We start from the raw sequence: 17,822 nt of genomic DNA, 5'->3' as shown, positions 1-17,822 counted from the left end.
GGTAGGAGACAGATAGCGTAGCGTAAAGCCTGCGGCATAGCTACGCTTAGAGCGAGTCCGCGAGCGTCGGGTAGTTTTCCTCCTGCCTTCATCTGAAGAGATATATACGTTGACACACAACATAATTCTTCTGTAGAGTGAGTGCGTAATACCGTTTCACTTTCAGGTTGATAGAAATAGACCGCAGGGGACAGAATTAGAGACAAATCTATTTGTATCAAGCATTTCGTGAAATGGTATCAGCCCTAATCTTTTAAGATTAATCTAAAACTGAATGAAAAATATTCCCTAGCAAAGATGACTAACTCAGCACCAAGTCGTTTGAGTGAACTCGCCAAACTGTTTTTTAAACTTGGCGTTATCGGCTTTGGGGGCCCGGTTGCCCATATTGCCATGATTGAAGATGAAGTGGTTAAGCGTCGTCAGTGGTTGACAAGGGAGCATTTTCTAGATTTGCTGGGCGCAACTAACCTAATTCCTGGGCCAAATTCCACAGAAATGGCTATCCATATAGGATATATCTATGCAGGTTGGCTGGGGCTGATTGTTTCAGGTGTCTGTTTTATCTTACCTGCGGTTCTAATTACTGGGGGGTTTGCTTGGGTTTATGTTGCCTACGGCACTTTACCTCAAGTAGCTCCGCTCCTTTATGGCATTAAACCGGCTGTTTTAGCAATCATTATTAATGCGCTCTGGGGGTTGGCAAAAAAGGCTGTGAAAACTCGCCAATTGTTAGTGATTGCTTTGGCTGTGGCGTTAATAACATTATTATTCAAATTAAATGAAGTAATTGCCCTATTAGTTGGGGGATTGCTGGGTATGGTTTGGTTGCATTCTGGCGATAAAAACGACAAACCAGGAGATAAAGCCAACTTTCTAATTGCTAGTCTCACCACAGGCGCGACTTTAAAGGCATCAACAGTTGTTGCTGCATCGGTAGCTACCGCATCTACTGCAACCAACGTTTCTTTATTGCAGTTAGGTTGGTTTTTTCTGAAAGTCGGTAGTGTCTTGTTTGGTGGTGGCTACCTTTTGGTAGCTTTTCTCCAAGGAGGATTAGTTCAAGAATATGGCTGGCTGACACAACAGCAGTTACTAGATGCGATCGCAATTGGTCAATTTACTCCTGGGCCAGTACTTTCGACTGCTACATTTATTGGTTATATCATTGCCGGCATCCCTGGCGCAATTATTGCCACAATCGGAATTTTTCTACCTTCTTTTGTTTTCGTTGCTGCCCTGAATCCCTTAATTCCCCGCTTACGGGCTTCTTCTTGGAGTAGAGCATTTTTGGATGCTGTGAATGTTAGTGCTGTAGCGCTAATGGTTGTTACTACCCTGCAACTTGGTGCAGCCACCTTAACATTACCACAAGCCCCATTTGTAGATTTTCTCGGCTTGGCGATCGCGATCGTCTCAGCCATTTTAGCTATTCACTTCCGCATCAATGCTGCATGGCTAGTCTTTGGCAGCGCTTTGATTGGATGGGGCGCTACACTCTTGGGCTACACTCGTTGAAATTGCATATTTTATCAAAACAGAATTCTGGAATCATACGATTTCTTGGTGAGGCTGCGCCAAATTTTCTTGGCTTCTTCTTTCTTTGTATCCTTCTCTGACGAGACGCTGCGCGTAGCTTGCTTCTCCGTAGGAGTATGCGACCTTTGCGGTAGTCTGCGGCAAGCCGCTTCTCTTCGAGAGGCTTCGCCAACGCGTCTACGTTCCTCACATAGTTTGGCGCATCTTCATACAGAATTAGTATCATGACCTTCGCCAGAGCTTCTTAAACAAGCCAAAAATATAGATATACTAAATCTTGCTTTCAAAGTATTTTCATGTGATAATCACCATTAACTCCGGTAATTTAGTAAAGTTACAGTAGTTTATCGATAGTTGAACAATTAGGTTTTTATCTGTTTAGAGACTATAAGCATGGTAGTAGACATACCAGTTTCTAGCTTAAGGGCTGCTATCTAGAAAAAGTTTGCTACTTTGTGTAGTAGCAGACATCATATTTGAGTTTGAAATTCTAAATATTTAAAGATAAATTATTTTTGCCAATTTTTATCTATACTTCCATTCCATAATCTAAATTTTTCAAGGTGAAATATGTCAATTCAAAACACCGTATCTAATTGGGAAGAACTATTAGAAATTGCTCAAAAAAGTACCCCAGCTCGACGGGTGCGTAGACCAGGGCAATCCCCTTCCACCGCTCCCATTCCTAGCAGTCTTGATAAACTACCACCAAATACAGAACCGCCAGTATTGCTCTACCGCGATACTAACTCTTGGTGTCCATTTTGCGAACGGGTTTGGTTTGCTCTTGAAGAAAAAGAAATTCCCTTTGCAACAGAGTTTATCGACTTGACTAACAAGCCTAAATGGTATACAGATTTAGTTCCCACAACCCTTGTTCCGGCTGCCAAAATTGAAGGAAAGTTAGTCTATGAATCTAAAGAAATTCTGTTAGCATTAGAAGAAAAATTTGGTTCAACTTTGCTTCCTGAAGACCCAGAGGAAAACGCAGTTGCTAGGCAGTGGCTTGAAGAAGCTGAAAGCAATGGTGTGAGAGATATCGCTTACAAATTCCTCCGACAAGCTCCTGAAGATCCAAATGAATTAGCAAGCTTACAGACAGCTTTTGAAGCTAAATTAGACGAACTTGAGCAACTTCTAGGAAAATATTCTGGCCCCTACTTTTTATCTACATTTAGCGTGGTAGATATTACCTATAGCCCCCATTTAGATCGCTTGGCGGCTAACTTACCTGTTTATCGGGGATATCACCTCAAGGGAAATCCTCGGTATCCTCGCATTAACGCTTGGTTTGAAGCACTCAAACAGCGTCCTGCCTATCACCGCGTCAAATCGGATGATATCACCAACAATTTACTTCTACGTCGCCGATGGGGTGTGATACCAATCAGCAATCCTTTGCCCCCAGATCCAGCACTTAGCCAGGAAATCCAATTTAGGGCAGAGGCGGCTGAGAGATTGGCTGATAACCGAGAAGTTGCTTTAGGAGACATCCTGAAAAACTCCGGGGTGCAAGCATTGGCGGTTAATGGCGACACAACAGCCGTTAAAGAAGCGGTTGATTTCCACCTTAGATTGCTGGCTGACTATCTGATTAATGGCAACGGTGCAGCATTACCGTGGGGGCGCGTGGGCGGTCAAGACAACGCCGATCCGACTGTGGCTGCGGTTGGAGCCATCACACTCGCCTATGTGAGAAATCGCATCTGTGCGCCACGGGATATGAGCGCTGGTGCAGCAACTGCATTCCGGGCAGCAGCAGATAAGGTGTTGGCATCTCTTTATTAGCGATCGCTACCGACAGGTTAAGAGGATGTTCGAAAAGTCCTTTTGTCGGTATCAAAAGTTTTAGATCCCTCTAAATGCACGCCAGATGCTTCAAGTCGGGCATTGCCCGCTCAACGCAGTGCAAAAATAACTTTTGCAAGATGTCTATTACTTTAAAGGTAGAAAAATTTGTAAATTTGTCCCTTTTTTTACTACACTTCTGAGACTAATCTGACCACCGTGAGATTGAATTATTTGTTGAGCAATAGCTAACCCTAAACCGAATCCTCCGGTTTTGCGAGAGCGTTTCTTATCTACCCGATAAAATCGCTCAAATATATATGGCAAATCATTTTTAGGAATCCCAATTCCATTATCTATAACTTGAATTACAGCAGAATGAGACTGAGTAAATAAATGTAACTGCACTTCTCCTCCAGCAGGAGTATATTTACAAGCATTATTAACTAAATTTACAACTGCTTGATAAAGCAAGTTAGCATCACCAAGCACAGTTACACTGTTATTAGGCAATTTAGAAGTTAAACTAATATGTTGTGCATCTTGGTGTGTGACATAATCATTTTTTATCTGCAAAAGTAAACTGTTGAGGTCAATTTCTTTTAGCGATTCGGTGGGTAATTGACCTTGAGAACGTGCTAAAAACAGCAGATTAGTCACCAGAATACTCATTGACTGGCCGATATCAAAAATCTTTTGAAAGCGTTGACGCTGCACCTCAAGGTCGGTAGATTTAGACAGAAAGCCAAACTGAGCATTGCTAATAATTGCTGTCAAAGGCGATCGCAATTCATGGGAAGCATCAGCTGTAAACCGTTGCAGGTGATCGTAGCTATGGCGAATTGGTTGCATCGCTAGTCCTCCCAACCACCAACCAGTTAGGGCAATTGCACCCAAGGTAATCGGCACTGAAATCGCCAAAACTAGCCGAAATTCAGCTAAAGCACTTTCAATAGATGTGATTGGCATCGCTGCTTGCATATAACCAATTAATAAACCATCCTGGTACACAGGCAACGTTACCTGACGCAGCCATGCTTTATCATCGGTTTTGATAGTATCAAATCCACCTAGTACCGAAAGGCGATCGCTCGGAATTTTACCAAAAAATTGTACTAGTTGCTTTCGGTCATCATACCAACTTGCATACACTAGTTGACTATCTGGCAATGGTTCTACCATACTTCCCAACAATGGGACATGTTCTAAGTCTAGCTGGCGGCGACCATTGTACAGTTCTGACTTCACATTCGCTGCCATCACACTGATTTTTTTATACAGTAATATATCCAGTTCCTCTAACTCATCGATGACTTCCACATAGTAAACTACCGCCGCAAACCCAATTAAAATACTACCCATTGTTAGGGTGAACCAACTTGCAAGATTACGACGGCTACGATTAAACATACAGCAGTTTTCTTTTGTATGAGGTACAAAGTCACTGGTTTTGAGGCAGGAGGCAGGATGCAGGATGCAGGAGGGAGAAGAATAATTTGATTTGTGAATCCTTGGTTCTGTACCTCATTTAGCTGCAAATTGCTGTAAGTAAGTTGGCACAATAAAGTCAAAATATATAAATAAAAATGAACTAGGCCAAAACCCTTATACCTATTGCCTTATCCCAACGAAAATTATTTACATCCACTTACTTAACTTGTCATTGAGCGTTGAAAGAAAAATTTCAAGGCTTCTAATTCTCAATTTAATTATTGGGGATTTAAGCGATAACCCATACCGTAAACTGTTTTAATCCAGTCTGCTGCATCCAATACTTGCAAGCGCTGACGCAACTTGCGTACTAAGACAGTTAAAGCATTGCTTTCCGGTTCCATACCCCACTCCCACAATGCCTCTTCAATCTGGTTGCGATTTAAAACCTGATTAGGATGACGCATCAGGTATTCTAATAATTTTGCTTCACGAGGAGATAATTCGACTTTTACGTGACTTCGTTCTACATTTAATTCAGCTAAATCCAATTGCAAATCTGCTACCCGTAGACTATCTCCCTGCCAATTGGGGACTCTCCGCCCCAAAGCACGCACCCGCGCCAAGAGTTCCACTAAGTCTGCGGGTTTGACTAAATAATCATCTGCTCCCGCATCTAAACCCATAACTTTATCAGGCGTGGTGTCTTTAGCTGTCAATATCAACACCGGTGCAGTTTTACCAGAGAGACGATACTGGCGACACAGACTTAAACCGCTAATTGTCGGTAACATCCAGTCTAGAATTAATAGATCGTAATGTTTTTGGGATATCAGCCACTGTGCAATTTCCCCATCTTCCGCAGCATCTACAATATATCCAGCTTCCGATAGAATACCTTGTAATGGCTCTAATTGTTCAAGATCATCTTCTACTAATAATATCCGCATACAACCTTTCGATGTAAATTAATTACAGGAGAATTTCCCGCACTATATTAATAAGAAGGAAGTCAATTTTATCTTATATGTTGTATTAGTACTATCCCAGGTTGAAAATTTAAATTGTTCTACCATAAGGCATATCATAAATGCGCCAATAGATAGTTTTTGGTATTTATCACTTCGTAACTATCAGACAAATTAGTATTATGTATAAACTAAAAAATAAAATATTATGCCTTATTTAAAACCACAGATTTTACTAATTATTCTACCTATGATATTGCTAGGTATTGCCTTTTGGACTGGTAGTGATTTGTTAACAAAAAAAATATTAGGATTATCTTATAGGACGCTGGATAAGTTGCAAGCTGATACACTACCACAGGTCGAGCTAACACTTAATTTTACAGTGGTTGATATGAAAGTAGAGAAAGAACAAAAATTTACTCAAGTGAAAATTAAAACAGCAAATTCTCTGCTAAAAAGGTTAGAAATTGAAATTCCTAACTCCAACTTTCCAGAAGTAGCGATCGCACAAAAGTTTGGACTATATCCTCAACAACAAGAACTGAAGCTTAATAAACAAATACAAGTAAAAATTCCTGTGATTTTAAAAGTAATCAAAGCTGAAATTGAAAAAAAGCAAGGACTTAGCTTTATTGAGGTTAGAACCGCTAACAATACTCTACGAAAGTTAGATTTTGTTCTACCGGTAACTGAGATTAATATGGTAGAAGCAATGACTGCTAAATTACTAAATCTGTCTCCTGAAGAAGTCAGAAAGCTAATACGGTATCAAGTTCAAAATCAATCTTGGTTAAAACCTAAAATAAAGAAAGCCGCTAAAACTGAAATAATTTAAAATACCAATAACGAGTAAATTAGTAGAGACATATTAGTCAATACAGTTCAGAGAAGACCAAAACACTTGTAGAGACGGCGATTTATCGCGTCTCTTTGAACCGTATTGACATATTAGTATAGGGGCGCAAAGTGCAATTTCGCGTTTCTACTAAAGTTGATTCCGCGCTTTAAGTTGCAGATATCGCTCAACTACCTGATCGGCAATTTGATTTGCTGGTGCATCTAGTACTAATACACCTTTTTGTTTCAATTGAGCATAAGCTACTTGTCTTTGCATTAATAAATCGAGTGACACTGCACGGGCATAAGCCTCTGTAACATTATCTGTAAAAGTGTGTGCCAAATGGTCAACTTGTGGATCTCGCAAAGTAACACAAAATGGCAGATAGCGAGGCGCTAACTTGGAGAGTGCAGCCAGGAGTTCTGTAGAAGCGGTGACATCAACTAAGTCGGTAATCACCACCACCAGCGCCCTGCGAGTTTGACGCTGCACAACATTTGTTACCGCCCCCAAATAATCAGATTCAAATAATACTGGTTGAATTGGAGTGAGGCGATCGATTAGCTGATTCAAATGATTTTGACCACGTTCTGGGGGAATCCACGTGTGCATCTGGCGGTCAAATACACCAACACCCACGCGATCGCCTCGATGTAACCCCGCCAATGCTAAGGATAAGGTTGCATTCAAACCCCAGTCAAATCGCTGCAAGTTCTGCACCTTTGCAGTCATCAACCGCCCGCGATCGAGCAAGATTAGTAAAGTTTGTTCCTGTTCTGGTTCCAGAACCCTCACCAGTGGCGTTGCATTCCCATAAGCCCCAACCCGACGGGCGGTAGCTTTCCAATCAATAAAGCGCAAATCGTCACCAGTGCGATAATTCCGTAGTTCGGCAAACTCTGTACCAATACCAGTTTTACGAGATTGGCGCATTGATCCTGATGATTGCAATGTCAAACGAATTGTGAGCGATCGCAACCCCACCAAATCAGGATAAACTTTCACTGGCAGACTTTGGGAAATTTGCCAATCATCCCAAGCTAATCCCCAAATTCCCAACTGTCGAACTTGAATATTTCCCCAAGGAAACTCGCCGCGCTGTTTTGGGTTGACAGTATATCTCAATTCCTGGGTGGTATTACTGGGAATAATCGCCCGGTGTGTGGGCGCTGATACACCAAATCCTGTTGGGTAGTAATCGCAGATTTCAATTAAGGCGTTGGTATTTGGCGATGTTACTTTTAAAATTACCGGATTATCGCGCCCAATGGATAATCGGGATGGTAATTCGCGGGTAATTTGTACACGAGAACGTCGCACCTGCAAGCTATCTGCAACCATCAATCCAATAATGATGGCATCAAATAACACAATGATGGCGATGGTTACTTGAATGCTGAAAAAAAGGTATATGATCGGGGCGATCGCTATACCTAAAATTAGCAATAAATAAACTCGTTTGGAAGGAAGCATTTTAGAAATTAGGAGAATGACGATTAGTTTAACCTACGTCATCATGGGCAAAGCGATTAAAGAGGAAATCTAAGGCATAATTACGTAGTTGGTAGTATTGTGGATCTTCCATGATGCGGGCGCGATCGCGGGGACGAGAAAAAGGAATTTCCATGACTTCGCCGATTTTCGCGTGTGGGCCATTGGTCATCATTACCAATTTATCTGCTAAAAATAGTGCCTCGTCGATGTCGTGGGTAATCATCAGCACTGTACAACGGTTATCACCCCAAATTTTTAACAGTTCTTCTTGTAATTCTTCTTTGGTGATGGCATCTAGCGCCCCAAAAGGTTCATCTAAAATTAAAACTTTCGGACGAATCGCCAAAGCACGCGCGATGGAAACCCGTTGTCTCATCCCACCGGACATTTGCATTGGTTTCTTTTCCATTGCATCAGCCAGTCCCACCATTGCTAGGTGATCGCGCACGATCGCTCTTTTTTCAGCTTGTGGTTTGTTGGGATAAACGGCGTTAACAGCTAAGTAGATGTTTTCAAAAGCAGTTCGCCAAGGTAACAGGGCATAGTTTTGGAAGACAACCATTCTATCTGGGCCTGGCTTGGTGATTGGTTCTCCTTCTAGTAATACTTGACCGGAGGTGGGAAAGTTAAAACCGGATACCATGTTTAACAGTGTCGATTTGCCACAGCCAGAGTGACCGATGACGCAAATAAACTCGCCCTGTTCAACGTTGAGGTTAACGCCGTCGAGTACGGTGAAGGGGCCTTTCTTTGTCGGGTAGACTTTGGTAACATCTTTAATTTCTAGGAAAGGTCTGCGGGTGGTGGTTGCAGCTGCGAATGGTTTTCCTAGTGTGCTTGTAGCTGTTGAGTTGCGGTTTTGCATGGTATTTGGGTATTGGGTATTGGGGACTGGGGATTAGGGGTTGGGGACTACTCCCTGCAACCTAGAGGTTTCTTAATGGAGTTCAGAGGTTCATTAACGGAGTTCAAAGACTCATTAATGGAGTTCAGAGGTTCATTAACGGAGTTCAAAGACTCATTAATGGAGTTCAAAGACTCACTAATGGAGTTCAAGAGATTTTTAACAACTAAAATTATTTAATCTTGTGGGGTGGGCGGGCAAGACCGCCCACCCCACAAGAAGTAAGATGTCTTGGTTCTCCCACTCCTTCTTTCTCTCACCATTCTTTTATGACGCGAGTCTCCTTCTTGGTGCATCAAGAACAACTTCCGCGACTGAAAAATCACGCTTAATTTTCAAGCTGTTGAGATAAGCGATCGGATCATCAGCGTTGAAGGGAGTACCATCGAACAGTTGGATCGGTTGGCGAATATAGCTAATATCCAAACCTAATTCCCGTGCGGCGGTACTGAAAACACGAACTCGACACACCCGTTCAACAACTTCTACCCAATTTCTGGGGAAGGGAGTATCACCCCAACGCGCCAATTGACTCATAATCCAAATTTGTTCAGTGCGACTGGGGCGGTTGATGGCAGAATCGGAATAAAACTGGTGATGGGCATAGTCTCGCAACGGATGGTTTAAGTCACAGGTGAGACTATCTGGATCTTCGAGTTGAATGTATTCTAAATCAGTGCTGACGTAATCTCGCCCTGCTAAAATTTGGCGAATTTCTTGGGTGTTTTCGGGATTTGCACAATACACGCAAGCTTCTAACAATGCTTTAGTCAAGGCGATATGCGTATTTGGATAATTTTCTGCCCAATCTTCCCGCACACCAAGAACTTTACCGGGGTGTCCCAACCAAACTTCTAAGTCGGTAGCGATAGTAAAGCCGACATTTTCCACAGCAGCGCGGTAGTTCCAAGGTTCGCCTACGGAGTAACCATCAATGCTTCCAGTTTTTAGGTCGGCTACCATTTGCGCGGGGGGAATGGTCTTTATATCCACATCGCTATCGGGGTCAACTCCTCCAGCCGCTAGCCAGTAACGCAGCAGCAAATTGTGCATTGATGCGGCATGTACTACTCCCATTGTGTGCCGTTGTTCGCGGGTGCGAAGTAGGTATCTTTTAAAATCTGATAAGGTTTGCACACCTTGGTCATAAAAGTGTTTTGCCAAGGTGATGGCGTTACCGTTGCGAGTCATGGTAAGGGCGGTGACAACGGGCAGAGGTTGGTTATTATGTCCTCCCAAGGTTAACCACATCGGCATTCCCGAAGGCATTTGAGCCGCATCTAAGTAACCACCACTTATGCCATCTTCTATACCCCGCCAGCTACTTTCCCGCACGAGGTTAACTTCATCTAAACCATGTTTGAGAAAGAAGCCTTTTTCTTTAGCAACTGCTAAAGGGGCGCAAGCTGTCAGTGGTAAAAAGCCAATTTCTAGGTTAACTTTTTCTAATCCATGACGGGCAATGTCAGCAGTTTTTCGCGCCCGAATTTTCTTGATGCGTTTCTGCTGATTGAGGAAGTAAATCATCTCACTCCGTAAGCTGTAGTAGCTGGGATGTTCTACTACTTCCATCCGCTTACGGGGTCTGGGAATATCCACTTCTAAAATGTCACCAATTTTAGATTCGGGGCCGTTGGTTAACATCACGATTCTGTCAGATAACAGCACGGCTTCATCTACATCATGTGTCACCATCACGGCGGTCACTTCATTTTCTTCGCAAATTTGCATCAGTTGTTCTTGCAAATTGCCGCGTGTGAGTGCATCTAATGCACCAAATGGTTCATCTAGCAAGAGTAATTTGGGACGAATCGCTAAGGCGCGGGCGATCGCAACTCGCTGCTTTTGTCCACCTGATAACATTCCTGGTTGCTTATCAGCATGGGGACGCAAACCCACCATATTTATATGTTTTTCGATAATGGCGTTGCGTTCATCTGCGGGTAAACCTTTCATTACCGAGTCCACGGCGAGGGCAATATTTTCTCTTACCGTCCGCCAAGGTAATAGCGAATAATTTTGGAACACCACCATCCTGTCTGGGCCGGGTTTGGTGATTTTTTGTCCTTCGAGAGTGACAATACCCTCAGTAGGCAAATCCAAACCCGCAATCATATTTAATAAGGTGGATTTACCGCAACCGGAGTGACCAATCAAAGAAACGAATTCTCCTTTTTTTATTTGGAGATCGATTCCTTTGAGGGCGATATATTTGCCACCACCAGTTAATTCAAAAACTTTATCAATTTGGTCAACAGCTACAAACATACTCATTTGTCCTTTGTCATTAGTCCTTTGCCATTAGTCTTTTGTCTTTTGTCTTTCGCCATTAGCCCTTAGTACGTGGTCATTAGTCCTTAGCTTTCTACAAATGACCAATGACTAATGACTAATGACTAATGACTATTTTTGCTCTGCTGGTAAAATCTTGTTTTGCAGCCAGCCCATCGCTTTATCTAGGAGCAACCCAACAACACCGATATAAACTAGAGCCAAAATTACTTCGCTGACGTTGTTATTTTGATAGGCATCCCAGATAAAGAAGCCGATGCCGACAATACCGGACATGACGATTTCGGCGGCGATAATCGCTAGCCAAGCTAAACCGATCGCAATTCTCAAACCAGTAAAGATGTAGGGTAATGCCGCAGGAATCAAGATGTTAGTGAAATATTCTTTGCGGCTAAGTTGGAGAACTTTGGCGACGTTGTTGTAATCTTGGGGAATTTGGGTAACACCAACAGCAGTGTTAATTAAGATGGGCCAAATTGCCGTAATGAAAATTACGAATAATGCGGCGGGTTCGTTTTGTCGTAAAGCTGCTAAAGAAATGGGAACCCAAGCTAGAGGTGGTACAGTCCGCAGTAGTTGGAAGATGGGGTCTAATGCTTTGGACATGGTTCTATTAACCCCAATCAAAATGCCCAAGCCAATACCAACGATCGCAGCTAGGGTATAACTGATGGCGACTCGTTGCAGACTAGCGAGAATCTGCCAAAATAAACCTTTATCAAGCCCACCCCGGTCATAAAATGGCCAGAAAATGAGAATCCAAGTGTCTTGAACAACTTGTATTGGCCCTGGTAATGTAGCGCCCGGAGTCCAAGCGAATAGTTGCCAGATAATGAGGAAAATTGCGATCGCGATCGCTGGTGGTATAAGGTCAGGAAATTGCTTTTTCAGGCTGGATATAAAGCTATTACTCAATCTAGGGCTTGCAGGGCGTTTTTGAGCTATTGTCATGATGTTGTATTCTCCTCAAATTTTATTTGTTATTTGTCCTTTGTCATTTGTCCTTTGTCTGTTACCAATGACTAATGACTAATGAATAATGACTAAACACTGACCTTTTTGATTTTCAAACTCTTCAAATATTCTTCTGGTTTTTCAGGGTCAAATTTAATGCCATCAAAAAACTCTTCTACACCACGGGATGTATTTGTGGGAATATCAGCAGCTGCAATCCCAGCTTCTTTGGCAGCTTCTTTCCAAATATCTTCGCGGTTGACTTTGTTGATAAGTTCTTTAGCCTTAGCAGCATTATTAGCAATGTAATCTTTTGGCAAGAATCCCCAGCGAACGTTTTCAACTATGAACCATAAATCGTGACTCTTGTAGGGATAAGAAACATTACCTTTTTCATCTTTCCAGTAGTAAGGAGCCATTGATTTATCATCAATTTTGCGACCATCACCCATGTCATACTTACCTTGGTATGGATCGGCCAGAATTTCTGGTGAAGGAAGATTGAAATAATTCCGTCCAGCAAGAATTTTAGCGGCTTCTTTGCGATTATCAAAATTATCTAACCATTGTTGGGCTTCCATAATTCCTTTTAAAATTGCTTTGGTAGCCTTGGGATTTTTATCAACCCAATCGCCTCTCATGGCAAGGTATTCTTCAGGATGATTCTTCCAAATTTCTGCGGTTAATGCTGCTACGTAGCCGATTTTGTCTTTAACCAGGCGATAAGGCCAAGGGTCGCCTGTACTAAAGGCATCCATTGTTCCTGTTTGCATGTTGGCCACAGTTTGCGCCGCAGGTACTGTGAGCAATTTGACATCTGCATCTGGATCTAAGCCGCCTGCTGCTAACCAGTAGCGAATCCACAAATCTTGGTTGACATGGGGAAAAGTGAATGCAGCAGTGAAGGGTGTTGAAGATTTTAATTCCTTAAATAAAGACTTAGCGCCGGCGAGTTGTAAGCTAATACCTTTGCCTTGGTGCTTGCTGGCGATCGCAATTCCATTCCCATGTGTAACTAATTGACATAATACATACATGGGAATTTTTTGATTGCCTTTGGTAATTAAACCTTCTGAAATTAAATGTGGCATTGGCATCTGCCATTGACCACCATCTATACCCCCACCAGCAGAACCAATTTCTACGTTGTCTCTAGCTGCACCCCAAGAAGCTTGTTTGGAAAGACCAACATCGGTCATACCATACTTTGCAAAAAATCCTTTTTCTTTAGCAATAATTAAAGGAGCCGCTTCTACAATGGGAATATATCCCAGCTTAACTGTAGTAGTTTCTGGTGTTTGTTCAGGACTAATATTAGCAACCGTTTGAGCAGTTGGTTGTGCTTGAGTGCTTCCACCAGTCAGGTTATCAGGAGGATTACCCAAACAGCCTTTGAGGAATACAGCACCCGCAGATGCTCCGGCTGTGAAGATGAATTTGCGGCGAGAAATTTGATTAAAAAATTCTGTCATAAATATCTCCTGAAAATGTAAATGTTATTTTTTATAGCTATGACAATTTAGGCAAAAAACCTTGGTTTCTTGCATTATTAATGATTAATCAAGCTATATTTGACCAAGCGATCGCAGCCATTTCATCAATGAAATAGCTACCTATATAAGAACTCGGTTAAATTATTGGCTCTGCTTTTATAGTGTGATGCAGAGGTGTCATTCACCTTGTTGAAATCAGTTTACAGCCTTTGAAGCCGAAATTGTTAACTTGGAGTCGCGATTATTAAACAAATATTAGATTGGATGTATAAGTAAAAATTTATCTATTATCCTTAACTATAGTAATAATTTTTAATATATCAACTATTCTTTATGAAGACTATTATGTTTACTTTATGATTGACTATCTTCACTTCTTTTGTAACTTAATTTTAGTAGTAATTTGTTATCTATAAGTTTTTACTTATCACAACCATTATGTTATCTCTATAATTTAGGAGCGCATTGCGATGAGAGTGAGATGGTAAGGCTGGGAAAGCTGTAGACCTAAGTAAACACCCCAAATAGGTGTATTTCTTATCCAGCGATCGCAACTATCTGCCATTTCCAACACCACGAATAAACCCCGTCTCTTTAAGCAGCAGCCGTAGTTCTGCGTGACGAAGTTTAGTGTCCTTGTTGTTGTTTTCCCACATATCAGAAAAGAAGTCTTGCATCAGCGCAATGATGCCACGGTACTTGACGATGCGATTTTGTCACCCTCTTCTAGTCTTATAGACATCTGTAGGTGTCAGCGTCCAAATATGAAAATTTGAATTCATCTTAAACGGAAGTTCCCCATTTATTCTTTGTTATTCTCCTATGTAGAGGCGATTTGACTTTATATATCCTCATGCTTTCGGCAGAGGATAACTGTTATAGCAAGATGTAACTTAAAGGATTAGAGGCTTCAATATCTCACCAACCGTCAACATTATCTAAAACTTGTAAAGGCTTACTCTAGAATGAATTTTTTTAAAGAATTGGTAATAGTTTTTTACTAAAACGATAACCTTTTGTTAGGTATCAAGCATTGTGCCGAAATTAATCAAAAGACTTATATTGAATTTAAGCAATTATTACACTGTATAGGTTAGTCAATTCGCTACTTTTCAAGACTTTTCGCTTTTTCTTGAAGAAAAGCAAGCGTTTCTAAGGCAGAGAACGTTGACAAATATCTCAGCACAATAGAAATCTGCGATTTGAACTCTCATTTATAGTTTGACTGGTTGTCATTCCAAGTCATAGGAGTGCTATGGATTTTCCCACCTTAATTTCAGCACTGACAGCAGCTGCAACCGCATTGATAACAGTTCTGCGATTCATGCGGGAAACAGAAAGCACAGGAGAAACTTCAAGGACAAACGGAAAGGAAAGACCTCTGCTACCTATGAGGAAATTCCAAACGGCATTTTTAGCTAGTGTAATAGTTGTTGGCTTGTTGATGGGGGTGGTACGAACTTTAGGAATATTGCAATCATCGGAGTTGGTGGCCTTCGATCATTTGATGCGATCGCGGCCTTTTGAGCAACCAGATTCTCGTCTACTAGTAATCACAGTTAACGATGATGATCTAGAATATCAAGCTCAGAAAAATATGGAGAGAGGAGCCGCATCACTATCAGACCAAGCACTTCAATCACTTTTGCAAAAATTGAATCCGCATGAACCGCGAGTAATTGGCTTAGATATCTGGCGTGATTTTAGTGTCAATACAAAATTCCGATTTTTAAAACAACAACTCAAGCAAAACAATAGCTTAATTGCTATATGCAAGGTTAGAGGTATAAAATCTCCTCCTGAAATTCCAGTAGGACAAGAAGATCAACGTCTTGGTTTTAGTAATGTCCCCGAAGATACAGATGGAGTGATTCGTCGCCAATTCTTAGGTATGCCGCCTAGCGATCAGTGCAATACAGATCAATCATTTAGTCTACGGGTCGCACTTCGTTACCTAGAAGCGGAAAATATCTCACCAATCCAACAGACCTCAGATGAGAGTTTGCAAATTGGCAAGGTGATTTTCTCAAAGTTAGTCTCAGATGCTGGTGGGTATCAGTTAGGAGAGAGAGAAGCGCGAGGCTACCAGATTCTCCTCAATTACCGATCGCTGAAACCTGATGAATTAATTGCCCAGCAAATAACGCTAACAGATATTCTTGAAGGTTCACAAAAAGCTAAATTACCAAGTCTCGTCAACGATCGCATTATTCTTATTGGTACTAACGCTCCAAAAAGTTTTGGGGATTTACACATGACTCCCTATGATACAGGAATGCCTGGAGTGTTCATTCAGGCACACATGGTGAGTCAAATTATTAGTGCTGTGTTAGATCAGCGCCCCTTGTTGTGGTGGTGGCCACAGGCGCTAGAAATTATCTGGGTTTGGCTTTGGGCATTCTTCGTAGGGATATTGATTGAGTACTGGCGATCGCCAATTAGCAGGGCGCTAGTTGTGGGTATAGCGATCGGCATTTTATATGGACTATGTTTTTTAGCTTTGACGAAGGGTGGTTGGTTGCCACTTATACCCACGGCACTTGGTTTAATGCTAACTGGAGTCTGCGTAGTAATTGCCTTACCGTATGTGCAAATTACTTCTACCACTTCTACCATTCCTACTAATAGTTGATAGTTTTTAGAGGAAATTATGAGCATCAAGAAGTTAATGTTTTCCAAATATTCTCTTGTTATCGCTCTGTCTTGTGTCATGTCTAGCTTGACTATCTACCCCATATCAGTAATCGCAGAATCTGCTAACTCAACCATAAATTCCCCCTTTCTTGTAACACAATCATCTCGCAGAAAAAAGCTAGATTTTTCTTCCACAGGTAGACCGAATCGACAAACAGATGCTGCTAGTCGTGGCAATTGTGACGGAATAAAAACAACAGAGTTAACTGCTTTAGTGCCTAAAAATACAGGATTTACAGTCTCTGAGTATCCTACGTTTTGGGTTTATGTTCCCAATGACCCAAAAGATATCAGATACGCTGAGTTAGTATTACAGGATGAAGCTGAACAAAAAACCATAGAAAGAACTCGATACAAACTGCAATCAACACCAGGAATTGTTAGTGTTAATGTGCCATCAAAACCCCAAAATGCACTCAAAAATGGCAAAGTTTACAATTGGTCTTTTCGGATTGTATGTAATAGTGGAAATAGTTTTGATGTCGACGGAACAGTGGAACTAGTAAGTTCGAGTTCTGCTGCTACTAATGATTACCAAAGCTTGTTAAATAATAAGATTTGGTATGATGCCTTGAATAATTTAGGTGAACGTCGCCGTCGCAATCCACAAGATCCAACCTTAAAACAGGATTGGGCTGATTTATTAGAAGCTAACGGTGTTGGTTTGGAAAAACTTACTCAAGAGTCTCATTTTGGGACGGTAATTCCCCAAAATTAAAGCCAATTTCCTACTAAAACAAAGGGGGCCCAGTAATAAGGGCGTTCCCATTTTTTATCGGGAACACGATTGTTTAAAAGTGCTAATTGAGCTTGCCGGAGAGCTTCGGCTTTATTGACATTTTTTCTACCATTGGTATGAACTAATTCACGATAAAATTCACTCATGAGTTCAGATGTAGACTCATCATTTACTGACCACAAGCTTGCTAATGTACTCCTTGCACCTGCTCGCACAGCAACACCAGCTAGACCTAAAGTGGCTCGACTATCTCCTGTTGCTGTCTCACAGGCACTAAGGGCAAGTAGTTCCAGAGGAATTAGTTGATTTCCTTTACCTACTCGCAGTAGATTATCCAAGTCTTGGATCTTAATCAGGCGATCCCATGAAGCAATAAAAGTTTTTTCGGGATCGGAATTAAATTCTCCATGAGTTGCTAAGTGAACAATATTAAATTTGGCAGTTTCTAGAAGCTGTTGCAATTTATTTTTGGTAAAATCTTTATCTAATAATTTTTTATTTTTAGGCAACTCATGCTGAATTTTTGCCAATTCATTAGGTACGAACTTAAGTGGATGAAATAGCTGATTTTCTTCTTTAATAGTAAGTTCTTGACTTATACCAGCTAGTATAGGAATCATATTTGATTTTTGAAAAAGACTACGAGATAATACTGAGGTAAATATCGGTCTAAGAGTGAACCATG

General features: G+C 41.4%; 14 protein-coding genes. 5 read left to right on the top strand and 9 right to left on the bottom strand.

Annotated elements, in window-relative coordinates:
• The first annotated feature begins 297 nt into the window (after positions 1–297).
• Together chrA and G1O98_RS09700 are read left to right on the top strand one after the other, a co-directional pair.
• The gene (gene chrA / locus G1O98_RS09705; RefSeq protein WP_163928609.1) at positions 298–1,518 is read left to right on the top strand and encodes a chromate efflux transporter; all 1,221 of its coding nucleotides are present in this window, start codon (positions 298–300) and stop codon (positions 1,516–1,518) included.
• A gap of 591 nt (positions 1,519–2,109) precedes the next feature.
• Positions 2,110–3,327 carry a glutathione S-transferase family protein gene (locus G1O98_RS09700; RefSeq protein WP_163928608.1) on the top strand — a complete coding sequence of 406 codons (1,218 nt, stop codon included), beginning with the start codon at positions 2,110–2,112 and terminating at the stop codon, positions 3,325–3,327.
• 147 nt (positions 3,328–3,474) lie between these two features.
• Here G1O98_RS09700 and G1O98_RS09695 read toward each other — a convergent pair whose 3' ends face one another.
• Both G1O98_RS09695 and rppA read right to left on the bottom strand, forming a co-directional pair.
• Positions 3,475–4,737 (bottom strand): ATP-binding protein, encoded by a 1,263-nt coding sequence (locus tag G1O98_RS09695; RefSeq protein ID WP_163928607.1) that lies wholly within the window; start codon positions 4,735–4,737, stop codon positions 3,475–3,477.
• Between the two features lie 299 nt (positions 4,738–5,036).
• Entirely contained in the window at positions 5,037–5,708 is a 672-nt protein-coding gene (rppA, locus tag G1O98_RS09690; protein ID WP_163928606.1) for a two-component system response regulator RppA, read from the bottom strand.
• A 226-nt stretch (positions 5,709–5,934) separates the two neighbouring features.
• Here rppA and G1O98_RS09685 point away from each other — a divergent pair, with 226 nt between their 5' ends.
• On the top strand, positions 5,935–6,564 hold the full coding sequence (locus G1O98_RS09685) for a hypothetical protein (protein ID WP_163928605.1): 630 nt from the start codon (positions 5,935–5,937) through the stop codon (positions 6,562–6,564).
• 150 nt (positions 6,565–6,714) lie between these two features.
• Here G1O98_RS09685 and G1O98_RS09680 read toward each other — a convergent pair whose 3' ends face one another.
• The 6 genes from G1O98_RS09680 to G1O98_RS40670 all read right to left on the bottom strand — a co-directional run bounded on the left by G1O98_RS09680 (position 6,715) and on the right by G1O98_RS40670 (position 14,281).
• Positions 6,715–8,040 (bottom strand): DUF58 domain-containing protein, encoded by a 1,326-nt coding sequence (locus G1O98_RS09680; protein WP_163928604.1) that lies wholly within the window; start codon positions 8,038–8,040, stop codon positions 6,715–6,717.
• A 28-nt stretch (positions 8,041–8,068) separates the two neighbouring features.
• Positions 8,069–8,926: a nitrate ABC transporter ATP-binding protein gene (locus G1O98_RS09675; protein WP_163928603.1), complete on the bottom strand. Its 858-nt coding sequence runs from the start codon at positions 8,924–8,926 to the stop codon at positions 8,069–8,071.
• 306 nt (positions 8,927–9,232) lie between these two features.
• Entirely contained in the window at positions 9,233–11,239 is a 2,007-nt protein-coding gene (locus G1O98_RS09670) for a nitrate ABC transporter ATP-binding protein (RefSeq protein ID WP_163928602.1), read from the bottom strand.
• 129 nt (positions 11,240–11,368) lie between these two features.
• Positions 11,369–12,208 carry a nitrate ABC transporter permease gene (ntrB, locus tag G1O98_RS09665; RefSeq protein ID WP_163928601.1) on the bottom strand — a complete coding sequence of 280 codons (840 nt, stop codon included), beginning with the start codon at positions 12,206–12,208 and terminating at the stop codon, positions 11,369–11,371.
• 92 nt (positions 12,209–12,300) lie between these two features.
• Positions 12,301–13,683 carry a CmpA/NrtA family ABC transporter substrate-binding protein gene (locus G1O98_RS09660; RefSeq protein WP_163928600.1) on the bottom strand — a complete coding sequence of 461 codons (1,383 nt, stop codon included), beginning with the start codon at positions 13,681–13,683 and terminating at the stop codon, positions 12,301–12,303.
• 475 nt (positions 13,684–14,158) lie between these two features.
• Positions 14,159–14,281, bottom strand: coding sequence for a hypothetical protein (locus G1O98_RS40670; protein WP_275941770.1), 123 nt, complete (start codon positions 14,279–14,281; stop codon positions 14,159–14,161).
• Positions 14,282–14,959: 678 nt separating this feature from the next.
• Between G1O98_RS40670 and G1O98_RS09655 the strand changes: the two genes are divergently transcribed.
• Together G1O98_RS09655 and G1O98_RS09650 are read left to right on the top strand one after the other, a co-directional pair.
• Entirely contained in the window at positions 14,960–16,336 is a 1,377-nt protein-coding gene (locus G1O98_RS09655) for a CHASE2 domain-containing protein (protein ID WP_163928599.1), read from the top strand.
• Positions 16,337–16,354: 18 nt separating this feature from the next.
• Entirely contained in the window at positions 16,355–17,116 is a 762-nt protein-coding gene (locus tag G1O98_RS09650; protein ID WP_163928598.1) for a DUF928 domain-containing protein, read from the top strand.
• Here the strand turns inward: G1O98_RS09650 and G1O98_RS09645 are convergent.
• On the bottom strand, positions 17,113–17,822 hold a 710-nt coding region (locus tag G1O98_RS09645; RefSeq protein WP_163928597.1), incomplete at its 5' end, for a CHAT domain-containing protein. The two genes, G1O98_RS09650 and G1O98_RS09645, sit on opposite strands and share 4 nt — an antisense overlap.

It is taken from the genome of Nostoc sp. UIC 10630, from assembly GCF_010747425.1.
Classification (GTDB): Bacteria; Cyanobacteriota; Cyanobacteriia; order Cyanobacteriales; family Nostocaceae; genus Nostoc.
The sequence above is the reverse complement of the archived record's forward strand: the minus strand, read 5'-3'. Positions and strand labels throughout refer to the sequence as shown.